General features: G+C 44.0%; 21 protein-coding genes and 1 pseudogene. 18 read left to right on the top strand and 4 right to left on the bottom strand.

The annotated features are described in order from the left end of the window. Positions 1 to 165 precede the first annotated feature (165 nt). The gene (locus MHI25_RS07275) at positions 166 to 3,324 is read right to left on the bottom strand and encodes an amidase family protein (RefSeq protein ID WP_340395178.1); all 3,159 of its coding nucleotides are present in this window, start codon (positions 3,322 to 3,324) and stop codon (positions 166 to 168) included. Positions 3,325 to 4,178: 854 nt separating this feature from the next. Between MHI25_RS07275 and sigK the strand changes: the two genes are divergently transcribed. Next, positions 4,179 to 4,721: an RNA polymerase sporulation sigma factor SigK gene (gene sigK, locus MHI25_RS07280; protein ID WP_340395179.1), complete on the top strand. Its 543-nt coding sequence runs from the start codon at positions 4,179 to 4,181 to the stop codon at positions 4,719 to 4,721. Positions 4,722 to 5,133: 412 nt separating this feature from the next. Here the strand turns inward: sigK and MHI25_RS07285 are convergent, their stop codons facing one another. Then, positions 5,134 to 6,099 carry a nitronate monooxygenase gene (locus MHI25_RS07285; protein WP_280752622.1) on the bottom strand — a complete coding sequence of 322 codons (966 nt, stop codon included), beginning with the start codon at positions 6,097 to 6,099 and terminating at the stop codon, positions 5,134 to 5,136. A gap of 248 nt (positions 6,100 to 6,347) precedes the next feature. Between MHI25_RS07285 and MHI25_RS07290 the strand changes: the two are divergent. The 13 genes and pseudogenes from MHI25_RS07290 to MHI25_RS07350 form a co-directional block, all read left to right on the top strand. Beyond that, positions 6,348 to 6,671 (top strand): annotated as a pseudogene (locus tag MHI25_RS07290) (sigma factor); the annotation flags it as partial. Between the two features lie 498 nt (positions 6,672 to 7,169). Beyond that, entirely contained in the window at positions 7,170 to 7,328 is a 159-nt protein-coding gene (locus tag MHI25_RS07295) for a hypothetical protein (RefSeq protein WP_248547758.1), read from the top strand. Between the two features lie 256 nt (positions 7,329 to 7,584). Beyond that, positions 7,585 to 8,199 (top strand): Gfo/Idh/MocA family oxidoreductase, encoded by a 615-nt coding sequence (locus MHI25_RS07300; protein WP_249267684.1) that lies wholly within the window; start codon positions 7,585 to 7,587, stop codon positions 8,197 to 8,199. A 501-nt stretch (positions 8,200 to 8,700) separates the two neighbouring features. Next, positions 8,701 to 9,333, top strand: a complete 633-nt coding sequence (locus MHI25_RS07305; protein ID WP_076098916.1) for a carbohydrate-binding family 9-like protein — start codon at positions 8,701 to 8,703, stop codon at positions 9,331 to 9,333. Positions 9,334 to 9,557: 224 nt separating this feature from the next. Continuing rightward, the gene (locus tag MHI25_RS07310) at positions 9,558 to 9,824 is read left to right on the top strand and encodes an ATP-binding cassette domain-containing protein (protein ID WP_340395180.1); all 267 of its coding nucleotides are present in this window, start codon (positions 9,558 to 9,560) and stop codon (positions 9,822 to 9,824) included. After that, positions 9,779 to 10,432 carry an ATP-binding cassette domain-containing protein gene (locus tag MHI25_RS07315; protein ID WP_340395659.1) on the top strand — a complete coding sequence of 218 codons (654 nt, stop codon included), beginning with the start codon at positions 9,779 to 9,781 and terminating at the stop codon, positions 10,430 to 10,432. The genes MHI25_RS07310 and MHI25_RS07315 overlap by 46 nt, the downstream gene beginning before the upstream one ends. After that, positions 10,429 to 12,888: a hypothetical protein gene (locus MHI25_RS07320; protein ID WP_339172229.1), complete on the top strand. Its 2,460-nt coding sequence runs from the start codon at positions 10,429 to 10,431 to the stop codon at positions 12,886 to 12,888. Before MHI25_RS07315 ends, MHI25_RS07320 begins: the two co-directional genes overlap by 4 nt. Further along, positions 12,885 to 13,577 carry a hypothetical protein gene (locus MHI25_RS07325; protein WP_076302149.1) on the top strand — a complete coding sequence of 231 codons (693 nt, stop codon included), beginning with the start codon at positions 12,885 to 12,887 and terminating at the stop codon, positions 13,575 to 13,577. The genes MHI25_RS07320 and MHI25_RS07325 overlap by 4 nt, the downstream gene beginning before the upstream one ends. A gap of 26 nt (positions 13,578 to 13,603) precedes the next feature. After that, entirely contained in the window at positions 13,604 to 14,197 is a 594-nt protein-coding gene (locus tag MHI25_RS07330) for an RNA polymerase sigma factor (RefSeq protein WP_076125358.1), read from the top strand. Further along, positions 14,172 to 15,149 (top strand): hypothetical protein, encoded by a 978-nt coding sequence (locus MHI25_RS07335; protein ID WP_076137953.1) that lies wholly within the window; start codon positions 14,172 to 14,174, stop codon positions 15,147 to 15,149. Before MHI25_RS07330 ends, MHI25_RS07335 begins: the two co-directional genes overlap by 26 nt. Positions 15,150 to 15,160: 11 nt before the next feature. Next, positions 15,161 to 15,811, top strand: coding sequence for an ATP-binding cassette domain-containing protein (locus tag MHI25_RS07340; RefSeq protein ID WP_076302147.1), 651 nt, complete (start codon positions 15,161 to 15,163; stop codon positions 15,809 to 15,811). 454 nt (positions 15,812 to 16,265) lie between these two features. Beyond that, complete coding sequence (locus MHI25_RS07345) at positions 16,266 to 16,724, top strand: hypothetical protein (RefSeq protein WP_340395181.1); 459 nt, start codon at positions 16,266 to 16,268, stop codon at positions 16,722 to 16,724. A gap of 279 nt (positions 16,725 to 17,003) precedes the next feature. Then, positions 17,004 to 17,663, top strand: coding sequence for a hypothetical protein (locus MHI25_RS07350; RefSeq protein ID WP_248547753.1), 660 nt, complete (start codon positions 17,004 to 17,006; stop codon positions 17,661 to 17,663). A 55-nt stretch (positions 17,664 to 17,718) separates the two neighbouring features. On the opposite strand, the gene MHI25_RS07355 is transcribed toward MHI25_RS07350, so the two are convergent. Then, a complete protein-coding gene (locus MHI25_RS07355; RefSeq protein WP_340395182.1) occupies positions 17,719 to 18,135 on the bottom strand; it encodes a MerR family transcriptional regulator in 417 nt (138 codons plus the stop codon). 120 nt (positions 18,136 to 18,255) lie between these two features. Between MHI25_RS07355 and MHI25_RS07360 the strand changes: the two genes are divergently transcribed. The 4 genes from MHI25_RS07360 (at position 18,256) to MHI25_RS07375 (ending at position 23,143) form a co-directional block, all read left to right on the top strand. Next, entirely contained in the window at positions 18,256 to 19,305 is a 1,050-nt protein-coding gene (locus MHI25_RS07360; RefSeq protein WP_339172243.1) for an NAD(P)-dependent alcohol dehydrogenase, read from the top strand. Positions 19,306 to 19,873: 568 nt separating this feature from the next. Further along, entirely contained in the window at positions 19,874 to 21,274 is a 1,401-nt protein-coding gene (locus MHI25_RS07365) for a sugar ABC transporter substrate-binding protein (protein ID WP_340395183.1), read from the top strand. A gap of 79 nt (positions 21,275 to 21,353) precedes the next feature. Further along, the gene (locus MHI25_RS07370) at positions 21,354 to 22,277 is read left to right on the top strand and encodes a sugar ABC transporter permease (protein ID WP_076125342.1); all 924 of its coding nucleotides are present in this window, start codon (positions 21,354 to 21,356) and stop codon (positions 22,275 to 22,277) included. Next, a complete protein-coding gene (locus MHI25_RS07375; RefSeq protein WP_076305652.1) occupies positions 22,274 to 23,143 on the top strand; it encodes a carbohydrate ABC transporter permease in 870 nt (289 codons plus the stop codon). Before MHI25_RS07370 ends, MHI25_RS07375 begins: the two co-directional genes overlap by 4 nt. Positions 23,144 to 23,375: 232 nt before the next feature. Here the strand turns inward: MHI25_RS07375 and MHI25_RS07380 are convergent, their stop codons facing one another. Further along, complete coding sequence (locus MHI25_RS07380; RefSeq protein ID WP_340395184.1) at positions 23,376 to 23,807, bottom strand: hypothetical protein; 432 nt, start codon at positions 23,805 to 23,807, stop codon at positions 23,376 to 23,378. Positions 23,808 to 24,119 lie beyond the last annotated feature (312 nt).

The raw sequence follows: 24,119 nt of genomic DNA on the forward strand, positions 1-24,119 counted from the left end.
CTTGTCTACGGATGAGTCGTTTTTTGTGTGGATAGGGTTCGCCCTACTTATGATACGGTTCATCGCACTATCTGTAACGGCAAGTTATAAGGCCATCCCTTTCGGGATGGCCTTTCCTGTAAACGTGGTTACTCGAGTACTCTGTCATTTTTAATTGAATTTCTTTTAATTAGTAGTTTCTAGTAATCTGGAAACAATTGCTGCAAACTCTGCTCTAGTAATATCTTTTTCAGGCTTAAATGTACTGTCTGCGTATCCTGTAATAATATTATTGGATGCGAGTGCATCGACGGAATCATAATACCATGCATTTCTTGTAACATCTTTGAATGATGTGTTTCCAGTACCAGTTAGCTTAAAAGCTCGAGTGATTAGTGCCGCTAATTCACTACGGCTAATCTTCTCATTTGGACGGAAGCTTCCGTCGCTATATCCGTTCATCAAGCCTGATCTAGCAGCTGCACCAATAAACTTATTCGCCCAATGAGTTGGAGATACATCTATAAAGTTACTTTCTTGTCCTTCAAGTCCCATATAAGTTGCAATTACTTTAATTGCTTCGGCACGAGTCAAACCTGAATTTGGGCGGAATGTTCCATCGGAATACCCCGTCAATAATCCCTTAGCAATTAGTGCGTCAATGCTTGTTTTTGCCCAATGATTCATTGTATCTACAAAACTAACAACTTTCGGTTTATCTGCTGGTATTATTGTTTCTGCAGGTGACGGTGTTTCTATAGGCGTTGTTATTGCTGGAGGTGTCACCGTACCTCCTCCAGTATTTGGATGGGTTGGTCCATTATCTGTGTTTGGATCAGGATTAGTAGAGTTTGAAACGTATTGAAGTGCTGGAGCAAATGTTGTAAGTAGTCTAGCTTGACTTTGTTGCTCAAGAGCGTAGCTCATGCCTAAAACTTTTGCATCGTCCCATGCTCTACCAACCAGTTGCATAGAGATAGAATATCCGCTGTCATTCGTTCCTACAGGAACAACTACCGTAGGTAGACCCATAGTAGAGGTTAATACGCCTGTGTTACGGTCTGAACTTAATTGAGAAGCTGCTGCGTCATTGTTATATACGTCGCTAATAAAACCTGCATAAACAACAGCATCAACACCATTCGCGTCCATCCAGCTTTTAATAACTTCCTTATAGTCGGTTCTATACTTAATGTAATCTTGTACAGCTTGTTCAGTCATACGAGTTGGAGTACTATATCCTCTTTGATTATAGATAAGCACCTTATCTGAAGCTAGTACACTTGCTCCATCAATATAAGGGAAGTCCTTATGCAACTCAATATAACGTGCCCAACCTTCAGTAGATCCATTAATACCAGAAGGACGACTAGGGCCTGATGGTACAGCTGACATTTCAACCATAGTCGCACCCGCTGCTTGAAGCTCTGAGAACTTATCCATCACTGCCTGTCCAGTATCATCATCAGCATATGCAGATACAAAGGATGCAGGAATGTATCCAATTTTCTTTCCTTTCAATGCATTAACATCCAGAGATTCCTTCCAATCCACTGGACGCTTATGATCTGCATCAGCAGTGACTGTGAAAATATCCTGTGGGTCCGTACCCGTTGTAGCATTCAATATAATGGCTAGGTCAGTTACTGTTTTAGCAATGGGACCTGCATAATCTTGTCCCCAAGTGAGTGGCAGTACACCTGTAGTACTTGCCATACCGTCTGTACCCCGGAAGCTTTTTAAGCTAGCGCCTGTAGTTGGTGCATATAGAGATACCCCTGTTTGCGATCCCATTGCTGCTGCTGCAAAATCAGCTGCAACAGATACTGCAGACCCGCCGCTTGAGCCAAAAGATGTTTTCGATGGATAGAGTGCATTCCATGTTTGCTGCCAGCCGCTTTCACTAAAGCTTCCGCTGTTAGCAAACTCAGAAGTATTTACTTTACCAATAATTACAGCTCCAGCTTCCCGCAGTTTTTTCACTTGGAATGCATCAGAATCAGGCTGCCAGCCTTCAAGAGCTTTACTGCCACCGGTAGTAGGCATATCCTTTGTATCATAAATATCTTTTATCGCAATTGGAATACCCAATAAATCACCTTTTACACCTTGGGCACGGGCATCGTCAGCAGCTCTTGCTTGGTTAAGCGCAGTTTCAGATACATGCAGGAATGCATGGAATCCCAATTGTCCCTCATCGTATACCTTGATTCTATCTAAATAGGCTTGAGTAATTTGTACAGAGGTAGTTTTGCCAGTAATCATATCCTGTTGCATTTCTGCAATTGATTTATTCTTAACATCATACGGCGATGAAGTTACTAATTCTTTAGGCGCAGGAGCATTTGGTATAACCAGATGATCTCCAGTATCAAGTCCCTCTATAGCAGATATATCCCAGTTGCTAATTGACCGAATTTGTGCGTTTGTTAATCCTGTTACATCCAGAAGACTATTAAGTCCATCTAGCATAGCAACCAGATTTTTCAACCCTTCTTCACCAGCTTCTCCAACTTGTACATAATTTACTAGGGATTTCGATTCGCCCGGCCCAATATTTAGTGAATTAATGAACCCATAGAAATTCGCTTCATTTCCATACTCAGCTAAGGGTATTGTGAATGGATCCTGTTGCTGATTACCTAGACCGGTTAATCCATTATCAAACGGCTTTGGAGATCCCACTGCAACGCCTAGCGGCTTATTGTTTTTGGCGCTACTATCTACAACAATCCATGAATCATCTGTAGTTACCTTTAGATCGCCTGAATAGGTTGCCTTAACTACTGAAGCATTTGTTGTTGTACCATATCCTAAAGAGCCACCGAATGATACATCAACTTTTATTGCCACATCATTTTTATTAGTGAAAGTATCAAAGAATCTCGTTCGATTATGAATAGTATCCACATACACCTCACGTGTTACAGTTACATTTCCTAGATTTACAGATTGAGCCGAAGTAAACTTATTAACGCCGTCATATTTCAAGTCAAACCCACGCATCATTTGACCATTCATCAGCGGAGCTGAAGGCGAGGACACTTTAACAAAGATATTGCCGAAACCTTGTACTTGTGTAGCACCAACTGTACGTAAACTTCCTGTGTCTAAGCTAGGAGCAAAAACATCGTGAATCTCCCATACTGTGCCACTTTCTGAAGTAATTCTAGTTAAAGCGTCAGCTGTTTGGAACGGAATTACACTCGTAGCAATAACAGATAACACAATTGAAGTAGCTATAAATTGCTTTTTACTCCAATTTTTTTTTGCTGGTGAATATTCAGATCGGGTGGAACCAGAATGCTCTCTTTTAGTTTCACGTAGACGTTTGAACTTATTCATGTGCGTAATCTCCTTTTCCTGTATGTATTTTATTATTTAATGTTAGGAAATATAACACTAGTATTTGTTTCAGTCAATGAATATTATGAATTTAATATATTTTGAGTTTGAAAAAAGGGAAAAACGGCACTTTTAATTATTCTGTGTAACGTATATGTAAACTGTTTCGTTAAATAAATTACAATTTATGATAGGTTTTGGAGAATCTAATAGGATATTGAGTATCATCATCCGGCTGCATCACCAAAAACCTTGAATTTCACTTATCTCTATGTGAATTTGACGAAATCAAAAAGAAAAGGAACAGCTAAAATTAACGGAGAATATTATGTTTTTCATTTCATGAAAGTGGAAGATTCTATATCGGAGCATGGCATAAAGCAGAATCACTGATGATTCCAGATGCATAGCCGCAAGATCACTAATGGGCATCCTGAAAAGAGTAAAGTTTCTGCTGGGAAAGAAGCCATAAGAATAGCCAGGTAGTGTATCTGGAATAAGTGGGATTTCATTGTGGAAACCACTTTAGCAGGTGGTAACGTCATAAGGTAGATGAGGATGCAAAGGAACAAGGCTTTGAAATTATTGTGTTTTATGTGGAACTAGCAGATGTTCGGCTAAATATTGAATGTATTGCTCTACGTGTGAAAAACGGTGGCTATCATATTGAAACCGAGGATATTATTAGACTCAATTTAACAAGTGTGAATACTCTGACATCTCACTTAGAGTTGATTGATCAAGTAAAGTGTTATTTAAATGGATTACCAGGATGTACACAAGAAATCAATCGGAAACTACAAATTAAATATAATATGCAAAAGGAAACCAATTCGAATCAGAATCGATCGTAATTGGTTTATTTTTTGACATCGTATCGTGTCCATAACCTCAAGAAATTCGATAACACTGGGGAGGACATGGAGGATCTGATCTCCATTGGCACCATCGGCCTGATTAAAGCTATTGAGAGCTATCGTCCAAACAAAGGGATCAAACTGGCCACATTTGCAGCACGTTGTATTGAAAACGACATCCTGATGCACCTGCGTTCGCTCAAGAAAACACGTAAAGACGTATCCCTGCATGATCCAATTGGGACGGACAAAGAAGGTAATGAAATTACACTTATCGATATCCTTGGCTCCGAAGCTGATGATGTCATTAAAGAAGTCGATCTGAAGATCGAAAAGAGTAAGATATATCGTAACCTAGATATTCTGGATGACCGGGAAAAAGAAGTTGTGGTTGGGCGGTTTGGATTGGATACAGGTGGAGAAGAGCGGACACAGCGGGAGATTGCCAAAGAGCTGGGGATCTCGCGGAGTTATTTTTCGAGGATAGAGAAGAGGGCGCTCATGAAGCTTTATCATGAGTTTTATAAGGCTAAGCGGTAAACTCATAATCACAAGGTAGTATCCGTTAACCGGCATACATAGAAAGCTTCAAGGACCATATTAGAATTTTTTAGAGAAGATATAGTTCAGCGAATTTTTGTATTAAACCAACTCATAAAAATACATGAGAAAGGGAGAGGGCAAATTGTTAAGTGGTGCTCTGAAGAGTACATATATCCAGTCATCTTTTGCGATTATCCTGGGGATTGGGCATATTGCATTTTGGCTGTGAAGATATTTAGCTGTTGTTGCAATTAAAAAGAAAGGTACGGAAATCTTTAGTTAAATACAACATAAAAGCTTATTAAATATAACTAAATTTGAGTATCAAGCGAAATAAAAAAACCACTTATGCTCGGAAATCCCAAGCTTGCTTAAGTGGTTAATCGTGCTTTTGAATCTTATAACAACCTTAAGTTGTCGGGTTCAATGCCCATTGATACTCATCCATTAAATTGTCGATAATCTGCTGTACGGACAAAATCTCTTTAATCTCATGAACTCTGGACCCAGCAAAAACCAATCCGTTCTTAACATCTCCTCTAAGGGAAGTGAGCAGGGATTCCATTGTACAGAAGCGATGTGAACAAACCTTTAGACAATTATAGCATTTGACTATCTTTAATTTGGCATCATCACTGATCCGGTCCGTAAATTCATTCCGAATCGCTCTACCTTCTAGACCCACAGTAGACTTGATTAGGACAGTATCTCCTTGCTGAGCATCTACATACTTTTGCTTGAAGGCTAAGGGAGCATCACACTCAAGGCTAGCCACAAAACGGGTACCCATTTGAACACCAGATGCGCCGATCCGAAGGGCTTTTACGATATCATCCCCTGTTAGAATTCCACCCGCAGCAATAACAGGAATCGAAACGGCCTCTAAGACTTCAGGAAGGATATCAAACATGGATCTGTCTGTACCTAAATGGCCTCCAGCTTCGAACCCTTCCACAACGACTGCGGAGGCACCAAGTCTTTCGGAAATTCGGGCTAATTTGGCGGATGAAACAATAGTTACGACAGGAGTACCATATTCTTTACCCCAAGCATAAATATCTCTAGAAATTCCGGCTCCGGAAATAATAAAGTCAACCCTCTCCTCCAAAGCAATCTTCATTTTTTCGGCAAAGTCCTTCACTGCGAATAGTACATTCACACCGATGTAGCCATTTCCTTTAGAGAGTTCTCTTGTTTTGCGAATATGCATTCTCAGCTCATCAGGAGTGATCCCTGTACCAGAGATGGTGCCGATCCCGCCTGCATTGGCTACAGCAGCGGCTAGTCCACTTAAGGATATGCCTACACCCATTCCACCTTGAATAACAGGAACTCTCGATTTAATATGTCCGAATTGGATTGTTGGAAGTTTCAATTACACACCTCTTTTGCAAGTTGTTGACATTATTAATACTCCTCTAGAGTAATAAGATATATCGTAACACAGCTAATTCTTTCCCGGATGTGACTGTAAACATGCTCAAACTATGTTAAATATCATGTCTTTCAACTGTTAAGTTGTTGATATCAAGTGAAAATTTAAGAAAACGAAGTGACTATTAAAAAAAGGACAATGAATAACAAAAAAAAGAGCCATCCATCCGGTAAAACCTTCATACTTCTATCAACGCTTTTCTATCAAGAAAGTGGATTTTGACATCGTATCGTGTCCACAACCTCAAGAAATTCGATAACACTGGGGAAGACATGGAGGATCTGATCTCCATCGGCACCATCGGCCTGATAAAAGCTATTGAGAGCTATCGTCCGAACAAAGGAACCAAACTAGCCACATTTGCTGCTCGTTGTATTGAAAACGAAATCCTGTTGCACCTGCGTTCGCTCAAGAAAACTCGTAAAGATGTATCTCTGCATGATCCAATTGGGACGGACAAGGAAGGTAATGAAATTACACTTATCGATATCCTTGGCTCTGAAGCTGTATCATGAGTTTTATAAGGCGAAGCGGTGAGGATAGTAGATAATAACTTAAGATTCACTATAGAGTGTTTTAAAAGCGACTTGCAAAAAGGGAGTTGCTTTTTTATGTGCGCCCAGCATTGGCGATCTATAGGGTTGAAGTTCCGCATACATCGTACAAAAATGGCAGACCTTGCGGCAAGCGATAGAAGAAAGAACCTATGAACCGAGCCCCTCCCCTACATAGAATTAGAAGGAATAACGGAATCGTGCAAAAAGTAGCTTTCTTTGCTAAATAAAAATATCCATCATTCTTATATAATAAAGGTGACAAGGTATCATAACAAGATGCAGGTTATTCTGTAGTAGTCCGGTATTGTACAAATGTAAGAGAAGTATATGCATGAAGAATGGTAAATCATCAATGCCCAAGAAGACTAGACGTTGTAAGGAGACTTCGGTTTCTCCCAACAAGGAGCTTGGATCAACATAAAATAACCTCCGCGAGTGAGAAGGATAGGATGGATGCATCATGAAAAGGTACGGGGCGGTCGTGATAGGCTGCGGTTATATGGGCTCTCTCCACTTGGACGCGATATCACGACAGGTGCGGGTCCGGTTGATCGGCGTGGCGGATTGGAACCGGGACAGGGCCTCCTTAGTGGCAAGCCAATACGGAGCTGAGTGTTGGAGCACGGATTACCGGGTCTTGATAGAGCGTGATGATGTGGATCTGGTCATTATCGCCACGTACCCGTCCTCCCATCTGGGGATCGCAAAAGATTGTCTCGCTGCAGGGAAGCATATCCTATGCGAGAAGCCGATGGCGGGCAATGCACGGGAAACACAGGAATTCATGAAGCTGGCCCGTGGAGCTAAAACCAAGGTGCTGATCGGTCACATCCTTCGCCATAACACTACGTACCAGGCGGTTATGAAGATGATCCGGGAGGGCGCCATCGGCTTCCCTTTGGTCATCCGGCTATCCCAATTGAAGCCCTCCAAAAATTGGGCTTCCCACTTATCCCTGCTCCGGGACGTCTCGCCGATCGTGGATTGCGGCGTCCATTATATCGATGTGATGCGTTGGGCTACAGGGGCGGACGTAGTAAGCGTCAATGGGATCGGGCAGCGTCTCTACGAAGAAGTCCCGCCGTATACTTACAATTACGGACTCATGACCCTCCGTCTGTCGGACGGCTCCATCGGCTACTTTGAGACAGGGTGGGGCAAGGGGCTTCCGACTGATAACCGGAAGGAATTTATCGGACCGGCAGGCCGGATTCGCATCATATACAAGAACGAACGACCGCGAGAGGATCAGCATCTGGGGAATCTGATCGAGGTCGAAGACTACCAGAAAGGAGCGGTCCGGCAGATCAATATGGACTTCTCCGTAAAGCCTACGGGTGCCCAGCTGGACTATTTCCTGTCCATGCTGGAGAACAACTTGCCCCCTATACCGGCAATGGAGGAAGCCTGCCGGGCGATGGAGATCGCTCTCTTAGCCGACCGGGCGATCCATGAAGGAATTACGTTACCTTGCGCGAAATAAGGGTTGACCAACATGGTGATGGTAACAGGGGATGAACCGGTGCATGGTGTACACCTGCTGAGGAATAAATTGTCCACACCCATGCAAAGTACGGCAGCCGACATCAGTCAGTCGAACTGAGGGATGTATACGGTGCCGTCGGGTACCACCCGCTGGATCATCAACGGATTGCAGGGCTAGTAAGCTCCGGAGCCATATTCCGGGAGGTTCCATTCGGCGAGGTGAAGGTAGATTTCGACGCCTATTTCGCCGCATTGCAGGAGAACGGATACGGGGGGATCTGACCATCGATCGGGAAGTGGGGGATGCGCCCGAGGGGATATAGAGTGTGCAGTTCCATCATCCGCCAATACAGGTAACGGCAGACGGCCGTGCGAAATTTCGGGGATCGAGACTGCGTATTGGAAAACCGGTAAGTCGCGGGTCTAAATAATCAAGTTAATTAATAGGGTTGTTTTGCTGTGTTAGCCTAGTGGGATTTCCAACCGAAGGGAATGAACCATGGAAAGAAAATTAGAAACCTTAGTGATTTCCCGCCTGATAAATCAGACGGATGTTTCAGTTACAGAAGATTTCCAGATCATTAAACAGTATCAATGGCTTAAAGGATATAACCCGGTCGTTACAGCAAGATTAAATTACAGTCAGGAGGATCTGAAGCTTCAGTTTAAGGTTTACGAACAGAATCCAATACGAACATATAGAAACATGAATGATCCTGTGTATAAGGATAGCTGCATCGAGTTCTTTTTTCAGCCTACTCCGGATTCGGACCAGCGCTATATGAATTTCGAATTTAATGCGAATGGCGCAATTCTCTTGCAGATAGGAGCGGATCGGTATGATCGCTTCCCAATCACTATCAATCCAGCACTTTTCCAAGTCCTATCCACCACGGATCAGATTAATGATAAAGGGGAAGCGTATTGGGAATTAAGCTTTTCGATCTCATGGGCATGGGTACAATCTTATTTTTCGGATTTTCGGGCAGTGCCGGGAAAAAGGATAAGAGGAAACTTTTACAAGTGCGGCGATGAAACGGTTTATCCGCACTTTGGAACATGGAGCAAAGTTCATTCGAACAAACCAGAATTTCATAGAAGCTGTGATTTTGGGATTCTGTACTTAGAGTAACTGCGAAATGCAGGTTAATGAATAACTTCCGAAGCCGCATATACGGGGTTGGAGGTTTTTTTGTCGTAGTAGACACATCGAACAAATGTCATATTGGCAGCGCAAGGATACTATTATTTTTAAAAATCACCTGTTTTTTAAACTTTTAGAAGGGAGTGTCGTTATACTGTTCGACAATCTACTCGTGCGCACGGTAGTTGGCCAAGTACGAATGGAGGCAGGTAATGATGCATGTAGTTATCCAGCAATTGTGCAAAAAATATGGCAGTAAACAAGTACTGAACGGAATTAACCTGACATTGGGTACGGGTATGTTCGGCTTACTCGGTCCCAATGGGGCGGGAAAATCAACATTGATGCAAATATTGGCAACAGTAATACCGAAAACATCAGGGGATGTACAAATTGGACATTGCAAGGGCGGGATGAACGTGAAATTCGTGGCTTGCTTGGCTACCTGCCACAAGAGTTTGGCGTATATCGCAAGTTGACAGGCGCAGAATATCTCGATTATGTCGCGTCCATGAAGGGCATTACAAATGGAAAAGCCCGGAGGAAAGCAGTAGCCGAAATGTTGCGCCGAGTCAATCTGGAGGAGAAGCGCCATGTGCGTATAGGCAAATATTCTGGCGGGATGCGGCAGCGCATCGGTATTGCCCAGGCGTTGCTAGGTGATCCGCAGTTCATTATTGTGGACGAGCCTACGGCAGGGCTTGATCCCGAAGAACGCATGCGATTTCGTGATATGCTGACTGAGCTGGGTAAAGATCGTACTGTGCTACTGTCTACACATGTCGTCGCCGATATTGATAATAACTGTAAGAGTATGGCGATTATGAGCGGAGGGCGCATCGTATTTCACGGTACGCAAGAACAATTGCTCCAGCGTGTGCAGGGACAAGTGTGGACGGTCCAAGTGGGTGATGAGAAGCTTGCAGAGCTCAAAGAAACTGCAGCCATCGTGACTGCAAAGCGTTCAGGAGCCGGCTATGAGGCGCGTGTTCTTGCCAGTTCTGCCCCATTACCTGGAGCAGTCCAGGCAAAGGCAGGACTTGAGGACGGATATATCGCGGTCATGAGAGCGGGGAATAGCCAATGAGCCTGATTCGCTATTACAAAACAGAGTGCAAGCTACTGCTGCGTGGCCCAGGCTTGTATCTAATGCTGGCAACTGTGGTCGGCATCCTGTATTTGATGTTTCAGACCGCCGATGCCAAATTGGATCGTGCGGTATACGTGATGGATATTTCTGAGGTGTATTGCCTTGTAGCCCTCATTATTTTGCCTTTGCTGGCAACAGCGATAGCACGGCGGGATGAAGAATGGAAGACAGCAACCATGATGGCTACCTTTCCGTATCGAACATGGGAAATGGAGGCTGCACGCTTGCTCTGTGCTGTAACCCTTCCGTTAGCAGCTGCGCTCGTGCCGATGGGGGCTTATGTATGGTTGGTCGTAAATGATGGCATCTCATGGGGAATGCGTGAATGGTATACCTCTGCTGTATTGGCTTCCTTTGCCATCCCGATGTTATTTGCAACTGTAATTGCCTACTTAGTAGGTATCCTTATCCGCAAGCGATACAGTTACTTGATCAGCTTCGTCCTGTTGCTTAGCTTGGCAATTATTTTACCGGAATTTTTTAAGACCGATCGCCCTTCTTTTTCATTACCCCCTCATACGCAGATTTGGTTCGATTATTCACTAGTTAAATATATTGGTAAGTCTTACTCACGTATGTGGGGATTTATATATGATCCGGCATTTTGGCTGCATCGCGGCATCGTTGCAGCTTTAGCAGCAGGAATGGTCATGACTGTTCTACTTGTAGTATGTAGACGCAGGCGGGAACGGGTCAAGGCATGGCTGGTCTATCCCACGATGCTGATTCTAGGTGCAGCATTGTTATGGGCAGGTAGTGCGATGTACGGATACCTGCAGGAACGGGCAGATATTGCGGATGCCAATGAACGTTTCTATCGCGAACGTCTTACTTCAGCCAATGATATCACGCAACAGCGTGAATTGGAGCAACTGCTCGTTGCTGGAATTGCAGCGGGTAAATATTCGGAGGCGGATATTGAGGAAATGTCTCGGATCACCCTTAACACAAACGGGAATACCAGCAATCCGCTCTCGGTATCGCATATTAAAGATCTGCTTGTCGGAATGAAGTTCCAGGATCTACACATTAACAGCTACAAGCTGAAGTTGGAATTACTGCCGCGGCATGGGTTAGAAATACAGGCGACGATGCAAGCAAGCAATGGACAAGCGGCAACACTAGAGCGATTCCCAATCATGCTGCGACATATCTTTGATGTACAGGAACTGAAGGTGAACGGTGCTGCTGCTGCCTATGAGTGGGAAGAGGCTACAGATGTACTTTGGATCAAGCCTGCAACGGATGTTATGCCAGGGGAGCATCTGGAGATCGAGATGACATATAGAGGTACCCTAAATGATTGGCGGCATTATTATTCCGTCGCTCCTAGCAGGGATAGATGGGAGCAGATCGCTGTTGTCGACGATAACAGGATTTTCCTGCCAGCTTTCTATGGCTGGTACCCTGTTATCGGCAATAGCCGGCTATCGGAATTGCTTACCGATCACTACGAATGGGGGCGTCACGCTACAGATATTCTGGACACACAACTGCCGCGCCCTATGGCGGGCTTTGAAGTTGCTATCACAGGGCCAAGTGGCTTGAAACTGTTCTCCAACGCCTCTGTCATTACTAGTAAGATGGCTGGAGAGAAGGGAGCGACCATCACGCGCCTGGAGCTGGATGAAGCAAGCGGACTTACATTATTTGGGGGCGATCTGCAACTTGCAGAAGCGACGGCAGACGGCAAGACGTTGCGTCTGTTGGCATCTGGTCAATTGCCTGCCCGTTCTGTCGAAGAAGCAGCACAGTTCGCAGCCAGGCATTACGCCCAAGCGGCGCGTACTTTGAAAAAGTTGGATGGAGAAGCTGCAACGAGTTTTCCCCAGACGGTTACTATGGCACTTGCCGATTATCCGTATTATAGTTTGAATATGGTGAGTATGAGCACCCTTGGCATGGTAGATGCATCAGTTGGAGGTCCGGAAGCTCGCGATGTCCACTTTTTGTCTAAGGTGTCTGTGTCAAGTTATTTTGGGGCGGAAATTGATCGAGGGAAAAATGGGAATATCCAACTGAGAACGGGGCAGTACTGGCTTGATTACAGTGCCAAACGTAGAGAGATTAGAAATGCGAGAATGTTAAATTTAAACGCCCAATATACACTGAATAACTTTTTTCAGGCTTATAACGAGCTCAAGCTGGTCGGAGGGAAACTGCCAGATCGACTGTTCGAACCTGTTAGCAGCTATTTTTTGAACGGTACACCGAATCAGGTTTATGACCTTATGAATACCATATACAGCCAGTACGGTATTGAAAGTGTCTACGATGTCATCAAGCTTGTCTTTGACAGTATTGGCACAGAGCAGCTAATCGAGGACAGTGATGAACAAATGGAAGCGCTTCTGCGAGGCTATTTGCAAAGGAAAATGGAGGGAGGACAATGAAGGTTGCCCTCATTCTTTTGTCCCGTGCAAAATATGCTTGGCGCATCCTATGGGGCGGCTACTTGCTAGCTATAGCTATTATTGCGGCGCTGATAGCAGCTGGTTGCCTCATGCTGCCAATGATGATGCCCTCTCCTGGTTTTTATCATGTCAAAGTGGCTTTTATATTTGTGCTGCCTTTACTTGCGATTGCCTTGAGTGCTGCCTTGTTCGCCGATGATTTCAGTGAGGGTACTTTTGCCCATCATTTCAGCTATCCATATTCACAATTACTCGTGTTCGCCGAGCGAGGAGCGGTCGCTGCGCTATTGCTAGTTATCTATGAAGCAGCGTTGCTCTGGGCAATTGACCGCTGGGCGATCGTTTTAAGTACGGCACAACTAGCTTACATAATTAAACATAGCCTCAGTGTGAATATGTTCCTTGGCGGTCTGGCGGCATTGGGCAGTCTGCTAGGGCGCAATATGGCTGTCGGGCTAGGAGTGGGGGCAACGGTGTGGCTGCTGGAGTATTTTATGTCCAGTATGCCGCTCAATCGGTACTATTTATTTCAAGCCGTCTGGCCGGTGAGCCGGTTCACAGATAAATCGCATAACGCTATCGCATTATTTGCAGCAGCTGGAATACTGCTTTTCTGCTGTATGCTTCTATTGGGGAAAGGCAGAGGTTGGCTCGTGTGCAGGCAATAGTGCTGAGCGAGAAAGGAGAGAGTCAAGTGAACAGCAGGGCTGTTGTTACGGATGAGCAACTGCTCGAGCAATACAAGCAAGGAAATACAGCCGTGCTGGAGTTGTTCGTCTATCGGTATCATCAGACCATCTATGCGTATTTATACCGACTGACCAGCAAGCGTCAGCTCGCAGAAGATTTGGTGCAAGAGTGTTTTGTCAGAGTATTCACGGCTTTGCAAGCTGGTCGGTTGCCTGAACGGTTTCGACCATGGATTTATCGAATTGCGACGAACCTGTGCCGTGATGTATGGAAGTCCGGAGCTTATCGTTATGAAGTAGCGGCTAAGGATACCGGAGTGTATGATGCGGCAGATGGCGGTAAGGATACGGTAGCGTCTTTTTTAGACAAGCAATATGAGCGTGAAGCAGTCATTGCTGCCCTTGGCGCTTTGCCTGAGGAGGAGCGGCAAATTGTTATTTTGCGTTTTTATGAGGAGCTCAAGCTGGATGAAATAGCCGAGTTGCTGGAACTGCCGCTTGGAACGGTCAAGTCCAAGCTGTATCGGGCGTTCAGGCGACTGGCCCATACATTGCAGAAAGGAGAGGATCAGGATGAGTTACATATCCGGAGCCGGTAGCGCCGATAAGGCTAGTCGCGACAGTCAACTGCACAGGGAATTGCAAGAGCAGCGGCAACTAGAGGAAAAGGGTGAAGCAGCAGCGGATCGATGGGAGCATGACCAGATCGGAGCCGTATTTAGCCAACTGGATCGCTATACCGTCGATGGTCCCAGCGGCCAGCAGACGGAATCTCTGCTGGCGCTTGCCGCCACATATGCCACACAGCCTGAGTGGGCGGTTGCTGTACCCTCTTCCAAGCGAGTGGCAAGACATGACAGGCCTGGGCGGCAAGCAACTGTCGCTATATCTTTACCAGTAAGGCTTATGCAACGCATGGCAGCTCAGGTAAGGACGATGCATTGGCTGTTTTGGCTTACATCAGCGCTTATGATTGGCATAGGAGCAGTCGTTGAGGGGCTGGTAGCAAGTGAATGGTTCAGTAGCTCTGCCAAGCCGGATGTATTTTTATTTACGATTCTGTTGCTTCCTGTAGCCAGTGTGGCCTATTCACTTCGATCCATGCATACGCCAATGAGTGAGCTTGAGGCGACCTTTCCTGTTACACCCGTACAGCTTATGGTAGCCAGAATAGGAACCATACTGCTATATGACCTCCTTCTAGCGCTGTTGTTTTATGGAATACTCGTTATGACGGGTACCAGCGGTGAATTCGGATCTAACACTACTTTACTGATCACAGATCTATTACTGCCGATCTGCCTGAGCGCTTTTGCAGCGCTGGCTGCAATGCTTCGTTTCGGGACATGGCCTGGTACCGCGGTTGTCCTCGCAGTGGGCGTCATCCAGTTTTCCGCTGGCGAGAGGCTTGGCGTATTTCAATTGTTCAGCGAATACGGGTCCGAACACTGGCTTGCAAGCAAGCTTGTTGCTGTTAGTCTGGCAATAGCGCTTGGTGTTATAACAAGTATTTTGCTGCGCCATCGGCATTATTACAAGCAATATGGATAGGAGGGAGAGTGGTGCGAGGAGCTGAGCTAAAACTTACCGCGGTTGAACTTCTTGCAGATAATGGTCACCTGCTGCTAGGGGATGTGAATCTAGCTTTGCCGCCAGGCTGGTATGGTCTGGAGGGCGCCAATGGCAGTGGGAAAACAGCATTGCTCAAAGCGATAGCTGGTCTATACCAGCCTGTACGCGGCCTGATTACCTATCAGCTTCATGGCGTGACGTTGTCAGGGAATGCTTTCAAGTCTTATCTGGGCTACAAGCCACAGCAGACAGCGTACTATGACAATATGAACGTCGAGGCATACATGCGTTATGTGGGTGAGATGAAGCTGATGCCACGGGCAACCATTGAGGAACGATCTCGTGAGCTATGTGAACGGCTCGGGCTTACTGCCGAGTGGAAAACGCCCATTCAGCGGTTGTCAGGCGGCAACAAGCAACGGCTTATGATTGCTCAGGCGATGCTTGCTGATCCATGGTTTCTGCTGCTGGATGAGCCTCTCTATGGCATGGATATCGAGATTCGTTTCCTGCTGCTAGACACGTTGTACGAAATGACACCTGGCACAGTCGCAATCTTTTCAGGCGCTTTGGAGGGCCTACAGGGAGGTTGGTTGGATGCTGTGATCAAACTTGAAAATGGTACAGCGGCGCTGCACTGATGCAGCGCCGTTTTCTATATTAAATCATCCTGCTGCGGCTGCGAAACTTGCCTGGCGGATAGCCAGACATTTGTTTGAACCATTTACTGAAGGGGTGGATAGAGTCGGCCTCTAGCTGGCTGGCAATGGAGACTCTTCTACTCTTATCATTGGCAAAGAACGGGGAGTTTTGAACACAAATAAAATAATGAGAAGTGACAGATTGCTTGGGTAGTGTTGGGATAATATCAATAATTGGCGAACCAGCCGATGGAATCAATGGCGTGATTTTCTCTTTGAATGGAGATTTTTTGGTACCTTATTGTCAGTACAATCATACAGAGAAAAAAAGGAGGAGAACCCAGAATCATGCACACCAAGAATAAGGGGAAGTACAATGATTTTTCGAGATATTTACGGATAGCCAATTATTGCGGAAGAAGACGAAACACTTCCCTTGGCTCATCCTGATTTGATGTTGTTTTTGCTTAACACCACAAATGTAATTGATAGTGTTGATTATAGACTGTTCAAAATAGAGAAAACAGCTATCGTTCAATTTTTTGTAACGGACGCATTTAAACAACTAGTGGAACTCCATGACCTTAAGGGCTTAGATTTCTCAGAGGTATACGATTCAGCTTTTACTGCAGAAAAAGAAGAAGAGCAAGAACGTAATTACCAAGCTGCCCTTGATTTCATAGAGCGCAATAAAGGAATTGAAGTTTCATATGATGAGGCTCGTTTCCTTATGGAGCAGGAAAAAGTTGTTGCCAGCGGAAAGTGGAGAATGCAACTAGATGAGAATGGGGAGCTATGGCTTGCGAATTTGACACCTGATTTGATTTATTGCTGGGGCCAGCCAATTTATATTCCTCCTGTGTTAATGCTTTTTCAATGGCATGAAGTAGAGAAGTCTGAAATTAACTTATAGAACCCGGTGGAATGAAATATACTCTTATGAAGCTTTATCATGATTTTTAAAAGGCTAAGCGCTGAGCTTAAAGTCATAAGTTAGATCCGTTAACACTAAAGTTTTACAAAGGCGACTTATCTGCGGACGGGTTGCTTTTGTTTTTTTCAGTTCCCATCAAAACAATATAGTCCTGACCGATCTGCTTATCCAAATCATTGAATACTATCAATAAAGATAACCGTCAACCAATAGAATATATGATATAATGACGTGGTTGTTGTAAGGTGCAATTTTATTATGAAAAATAGGATGGGCAATATGAAGGGTTATCTTTATAACGTGGATAAAAAAAGATTGATTATTATGGTTATCGGCAATGTATTTCTGGGCATGGGAATTAGTATTTTTAAGCTGTCCGGCATGGGGAATGATCCCTTTAGCGGCATGGTGATGGCTCTTGCAGAGTGCGTGGGTATAACATATGCAAATTTTCTGATCTTGCTGAACCTGGTATTGTTTGTAATCGAATTCATCACCGGACGAAGGTATATTGGAGCAGGGACTTTTGTAAACGCAATCTTTTTGGGGTATATCGCTACGTTCTTTCATAGTACTTGGCTATCTCTGTTAGGCGAACCTCAGCTGTTATGGCAGCGGGTGGTCGTCGTAGCGATTGGCGTGGTGGTATGCAGTTTTGGGGTATCCCTGTATCAGACATCGGCTGTGGGAGTCGCTCCTTACGACAGCCTGTCCCTGATTATGAGGGATAACGTCCCGAAAATATCTTATTTTTGGCACCGGATGTTTACGGATGCTCTTTGTGCTTTGATTTGCTTCCTGGCAGGAGGCGTTATAGGCTTAGGTACTCTAGTGTCCGCACTTGGTTTGGGACCCATTATTCATTTTTTTGATGTGAATTTTACGGAGAAGCTGCTGGCAAAAAAGCGTCCAAATTAAGAAAGGCGGGGCAGATCAATCTGCCCCGCCTTTACTGTAATTTGAAGGTCCATTTTTAATGAGTAAATGCACTCTTAATGTTATTTTTTTTATGAACATCTTCCGTGCCGCTATCCAAGGCGGTCTTGTAGTAGAAGCATTTATGGTCTATGACTTCCATCGTTTTTTTCAATTCTTCCATCTGTGCTTCTACAGAAGCTTTCCGTTCCAAGAACATGTCATATCTCTGCTGCAAGGTGGAGTCCCCTTCAGAGCACCACTCAATGAAATGTTTTATTTCCTTAATCGGCATCCCGGATGACTTCAAACATTCAATTACTTTTAAAGCATCCATATCCGTTTCTTTGAAAACGCGTTTCCCGCTGGGGGTTCTTTCTATAAAAGGCAAAAGTCCCTCCTTGTCATAGTAACGCAGGGTATGTGGTGTCATATTAAAGTATTCTGCAACTTCACTTATGGAGTATGTCTTCATCATCTATCTCCAGTCTTAATTATATTTTATGCTTGACTTAGAGTTAACTTTAAGTAATAACATAGGTTTTGTAAAGTCGACGTTACAGCTTTTTATATTAACTAGAAGAGAGGTTTCACTATGATAAAAGTAAATGCACGTGCTACATTCAGTCAGGAAGGTCCGTTCAAGCTAACTACAATTGAACGCCGGAATCTGCAGCCGCACGATGTTCTTATTGAGATTAAATACGCTGGCATTTGCCACTCGGATATTCATACAGCCCGCGGGGAGTGGGGACCGGTTAAGTATCCACTTGTTCCAGGGCATGAGATCGCCGGTATTGTCAGCCAGGTCGGTTCCGAAGTTACAAAGTACGTAGTCGGCGATCGTGTAGGGGTTGGTTGTATGGTTGACTCCTGTGGAGAGTGCAGTAATTGCCAGAAAGGTGAGGAGCAGTATTGCCTGAGTGGAAATACGGGCACCTATGGGGCTATCGACCGGCACGGTCACTATACACAGGGCGGGTATTCCACGCACATCGTTGTAACAGAAGACTTCGTAGTCCGGATTCCTGACGCTATTCCGCTTGACGCAGCTGCACCGCTTTTATGCGCAGGAATCACCACCTATTCACCGCTGCGCCATTGGGGAGCCGCTCCCGGCAAAAAAGTAGCTGTAGTGGGTCTTGGCGGGCTTGGGCACATGGCTGTGAAGATTGCTCATGCCATGGGAGCTGAGGTTACTGTGTTATCACAGTCACTGAAGAAGAAGGAAGACGGATTGCAATTAGGAGCGGATCATTATTATGCGACCAGCGATCCGGAGACATTTAAGCAGCTTGCCGGTTCATTCGATCTTATTGTGAATACAGTAAGCGCACAAATTAATATTGATGCCTATCTTTCACTTCTGGCATTGGATGGTACATTAGTCAATGTCGGTGCGCCCGCTGATCCATTGGCAGTTAACGTATTCTCGCTGATCGGCCACCGCCGTTCGTTTGCCGGGTCGATGATTGGCGGAATCCGTGAAACGCAGGAAATGCTTAATTTCTGCGCTGAACATAATATTGCTTCTGAAATCGAGGTCATTTCTGCTGACCGGATTGATGAAGCCTGGGAGCGTGTGCTTGCTTCAGATGTCCGTTACCGGTTTGTCATCGACATCAGCACGATGGGGAACGAATAAGAGACGCCTTCATTCTTGACCTCGGTTCGTGGCCACAACCTCAAGAAATTCGATAACATAGCGGGAATTTGCTAAGGAGCTGGAAATCTCACGCAGTTATGTTTCGAGAAGAGAAAAAAGGCGTTGTTGCATACAGCAGCATATGTGTATAAATGCTAAATAGGCAGAGCAGTGCTTCTACCATTGGGGTAGGAGGACGGCTCTGCTTATTGTCGTTACTGCAATTGAATATTTTGGTTCAGCTGATTCTGCCGTTTTTATGAAAAAGATGATTCTTTAAAGGTTGGAATTTTTAAAAATCAGGTTGAAAAATGCTATTTTCCCTAAAAGAAAATCATGACACAATAATAATAAAGCGCTTACTTCATTAAAACATCCCAAGTTCATGAAGACTCTATACCACTTTTTGAAAATATTTACGATATTAAAAGTCGTATCTGCTGGCCGAAATTACGGATTCCAAGCAAAGGTTGAAATTATTAAAAAAGTTGGTACTAAACGTTTAACTCAATAACTTAAGGGGTCAAACGGTTAGACATATCTATGTAATTATGAAGGGGGAGAGGGAATGAAAGTAGGTAAAGCATTCGGGGTAGGTATTCTTTCAACTGCACTAGCGTTAAGTGTCATTGGCTGCGCGAAAGACGAGACAAACACAGCAACCAAGGCATCTGATGCACCAAAAGCATCTGAGAACACAACCTCCAAGCCTGAGGAGAAGGTCAAGATTATCTATTCGATGTGGGGAAGTGCGGAAGAGGGAAATGTAACCCAGGGAGTGGCGGATAAGTTTAATGCTTCTCAAGACAGAATTGAAGTAGAAGTACAAGCAATTCCTTGGGAAAACTACATGACTAAGCTGAATACAATGGCTACGGCAGAGCAATTGCCTGATACAGGGATGCTCAGAGAAGATGGGGTCGTTCAGTGGTCTACCCAAGGCATGCTGAATGATGTAAATACAATGTACGAAGGAAGCGACAGCAAACCACTGGATAGCTTAGCCTACAAATATCAAGGGAAAACCGTAGCCTACGCGGCTGCCAATGAAATTTTACTCCTCTATTACAACAAAGATATGTTTGACAAGGCCAATGTACCCTATCCCCCAGCCGCTTTAGACAAAGCGTGGACATGGGACGAATTTGTAACAACAGCAAAGAAGCTGACCCTTGATAAAAATGGTAAACATCCTGATGAGAGTGGCTTTAATGAGCAGAGTATCGTACAGTTTGGCGCATCCGTTGAAAACTTACCATGGCAGCTTGAGACCTGGGCGCTTGGTAATGGTGGAGGGTTCTATTCGGGTGATGGGACTGAGGTGAGAATTGGAGAAGACGCCAGTATAGAGGGAATTCAGAAGGTTGCAGATCTTTACTTGAAGGATCATGTTGCTCCGTTGTCTGTCGGACAGACTGATGATGGCATTCAACGAACCATCATCGCGGGAACTGTTGCCATGGCTACTAACGGTGCGTGGAACGTGGGAACTAGTCTGAATACGGCCAAGAATGAAGGCTTGAACTATGGCGTTGCAGTATTGCCTTACATGAAGGAAAAGGTTACCCTCAACACGGGTGGCGCCAATGTCGTCTTCTCCCAGACTAAGCATCCAAAAGAAGCGATGGAATGGCTGAAATGGTACAACTCAGAAGAAAATAACTGGGGCCTCATTAGCTCGGGGATCTGGATGCCGACGCTGGAGAAGTGGTACACGGATGAGACCCTTACCCGTAAATGGGTCGAAAATCCTAACTTCCCTGTTTATGACGAATATAAATCTGCAGTAGTCGACTATGCGCAATCACCTGCTGTAAAGCCCGCAGCGTGGTTCTATACGAATCATACGACAGAGTTTAACACCTTGCTCGGGTCGGTTCTAGGGGATGTATGGACTGGAAAGACGACCGCTAAGGATGCTATTTCTAAAAATCTCGATGCGTTGAAAGCAGCCCATTCAGGCAATTAGTAAAGTTCGTAAAAGACTGGCCGCTGCCAAGCTCACACACGCGGCGGCCATATTATGATCTTCAGGTGGGGAGATAGAGATGGAAATGATTAATAAATCTCCGAAACGTCGTTCACGTATTCATGCAGGTGAGGCACGAGCCGCGTATATATTATTGATCCCTGCCTTCATTGGGTTGATCTTTCTAACGTATCTACCTCTTATTGGGGTGCTCGGGATCAGCTTAACGAATTGGACGGGACTTTCAGACCCCAAATTTGTTGGCTTCGAGAATTATATTAATCTATTTACCACTGATCCTTATATTAAAGATTCTATTATAGCTACGGTCTACTTTGCCGTCTTATCGGTAGTTGGAGGCATGATTTATTCACTTTTTATTGCGATGCTACTGAATCGTAAAATTCCGGCAAGAGGGTTTTTCCGAGCTGTGTTCTATGTACCGTACGTTTTGCCGGCAGCCGCAATATATGTAGGATGGTCCTGGTTATACGAAGCTAATTTTGGATTTTTTAACTTTATTCTCTCTGAGATGGGTTTGAACAAAGTTTCTTTTATCGCGGATTCCAGCTATGTCATTCCATCCCTATCCTTGATTTCGGTTTGGCTGTCAGGTAACTTAATTGTTATTTTCTTAGCTGGGCTGCAAAATGTTCCGGTCGTCTACCATGAAGCGGCTGAAATGGATGGTGCGAATGGATGGAAACGATTCTTGCATATCACTTTACCGTGCATGTCGCCCATTATCTTTTACAATTTGCTAATGAGCTTGATTGCCAATCTCCAAATTGTTACGCCGGCTCTTTCATTAACGAATGGCGGCCCGGGTAATTCTTCACGCTTTTTAACTTATCTGATGTATGATCAAGCTTTTGTAAATTATAAATTAGGGTATGCTTGTGCGACAACAGCCGTTATTTTTGTTATTCTTGCAGGCTTTACTGGTGTATTATTCAAAACCTCCAACCTATGGATCTTTAATGAAGGAGGCGATGACAAATGAGTGTAGCCTCATACGGAAGATTAAAGAGCAAAAAACGTAATAATCAATGGATGAACCTGATCTCGTTTGTCGTTGTTATTTTTTTTACTATACTCGTGCTCTTTCCAATCTGGTGGATATTTCGCACGTCGCTCATGTCGAATGCTGAGATATACCAATATCCGCCTTCACTGCTGCCAGGAAATTGGTTGTTTTCAAACTATACAGAAACGCTAGAGATCTTTAAGTTTTGGAAATATTTATGGAACACGATGATTATTATTGTACCCGCCTGTTTGGCAGGAACCTTTACAGCGACCTTATGCGGTTATGCCTTTGCAAGACTGCGTTTTCGGGGCAAAAAATTGATTTGGGCTCTTTGTGTCGGTTCGATGCTTCTACCTGCCATGGTTACACTTATTCCGCTATATATTGGGTGGACGAGAGGTTTAGGAATTCATGACAGCTATCTGCCGTTGATTTTGCCTTATTTCTGTGGTGGCGGGGCTTTTAATATCTTTTTGATTAGGCAGTTTATCATGTCTATTCCGAGAGAGCTTGATCAAGCAGCAACGATCGATGGCGCTGGATATTACCGCATTTTGTTCAGCATTATTATGCCGGCCATTAAATCTGCGATGATCGTCGTCGCATTATTTATCTTTATCGGTTTATGGAATGATCTACTTCAACAGATGATTTACATAAACTCAAGCGATAAGTATACGATAGCCTTGGGACTAACCGCCTTTAGAGGCCAACTAAAGCAGGACTGGTCGCTGACGATGGCGGCTACGTGTATGTCCTTTGCGCCGGGCGTCATTTTTTATCTGATTGGTCAAAAATATTTCGTAGAAGGAATCACGTTGACGGGACTGAAAAATTAGTTTCAATGTACACCCATCCGTTAAATTACAGAGCCTCATCATTTTCTTGTATGCCACTTCAAGATAACACTGGTCATTGTATTGAAAACGAAATCCTGATGCACTTATCGATATCCTTGGCTCCGAAGCTGTATCATGAGTTCTATAAGGCGAACATGATAAAGAAGCAACTTATCTGCGGATAAGTTGCTTTTTGGCGATACGTCATTCTTTAGCTAGTTCGGCTCTTTTATTATTCAGAGCGGTTCTGCTCAATCATTAGGTTGTACCTCTTTACAAGCAGCTTGTTGAAAAAATAAAAACATAACCCGTTAAGGAATCCTATTACGGTTGAACTGAATGCCGAGATTAGATATCCTTCATTTTCTACATTTGAAACAAGGTTAATGACAATAATTGAAAGAATGAGACTGAAAGCAAAACCTCCCAAGGAGAAATATAACAAATTGAGTAGAAAAACTCCTCTTCGCTTTTTAATCAAGCTTTCAATAAAATCATTTAAATAGATAATAAGTAAAATACCATAAACTAATAATAGGGCAATAAGCCCATAGAAAGCAGCAGGTGGTGGCTTATCCGCAAGAGCAAAAAAGATGACAGTCCAAAAAAAGAAGAATGTGAAGAAATTTATCGTTTTAATTTTTTTTAACAGCTTCAGGTCCATAACATTGGTAAACCTCGCTTTTTAGTTTTTTAACAAGGGAACTGTTTATTCTATTATTACCTGTCTATTTTATCAAAACAACATAATTATTTCTGAAATAGATTCATTTTTTTAAAAACATTTTCATGAATTTGCAAAATTAAGCGATGAATTAATTTCAGTTTATTTAAAACTTGTGTAAATATTGTAATTTTTTTCTGAAAATTTTGTAAATGTTTCAGAAAAAAATGGGAGTATAGTGTGATAGTACAAAAAACAGCTGACTGTATTTCTATTCTCCGCATCATTGGTTTTAGTATTCAGAGAGTATAG

The sequence above is a fragment of the Paenibacillus sp. FSL E2-0177 genome (assembly GCF_037992975.1).
Taxonomy (GTDB): Bacteria; Bacillota; Bacilli; order Paenibacillales; family Paenibacillaceae; genus Paenibacillus_AQ; species Paenibacillus_AQ odorifer.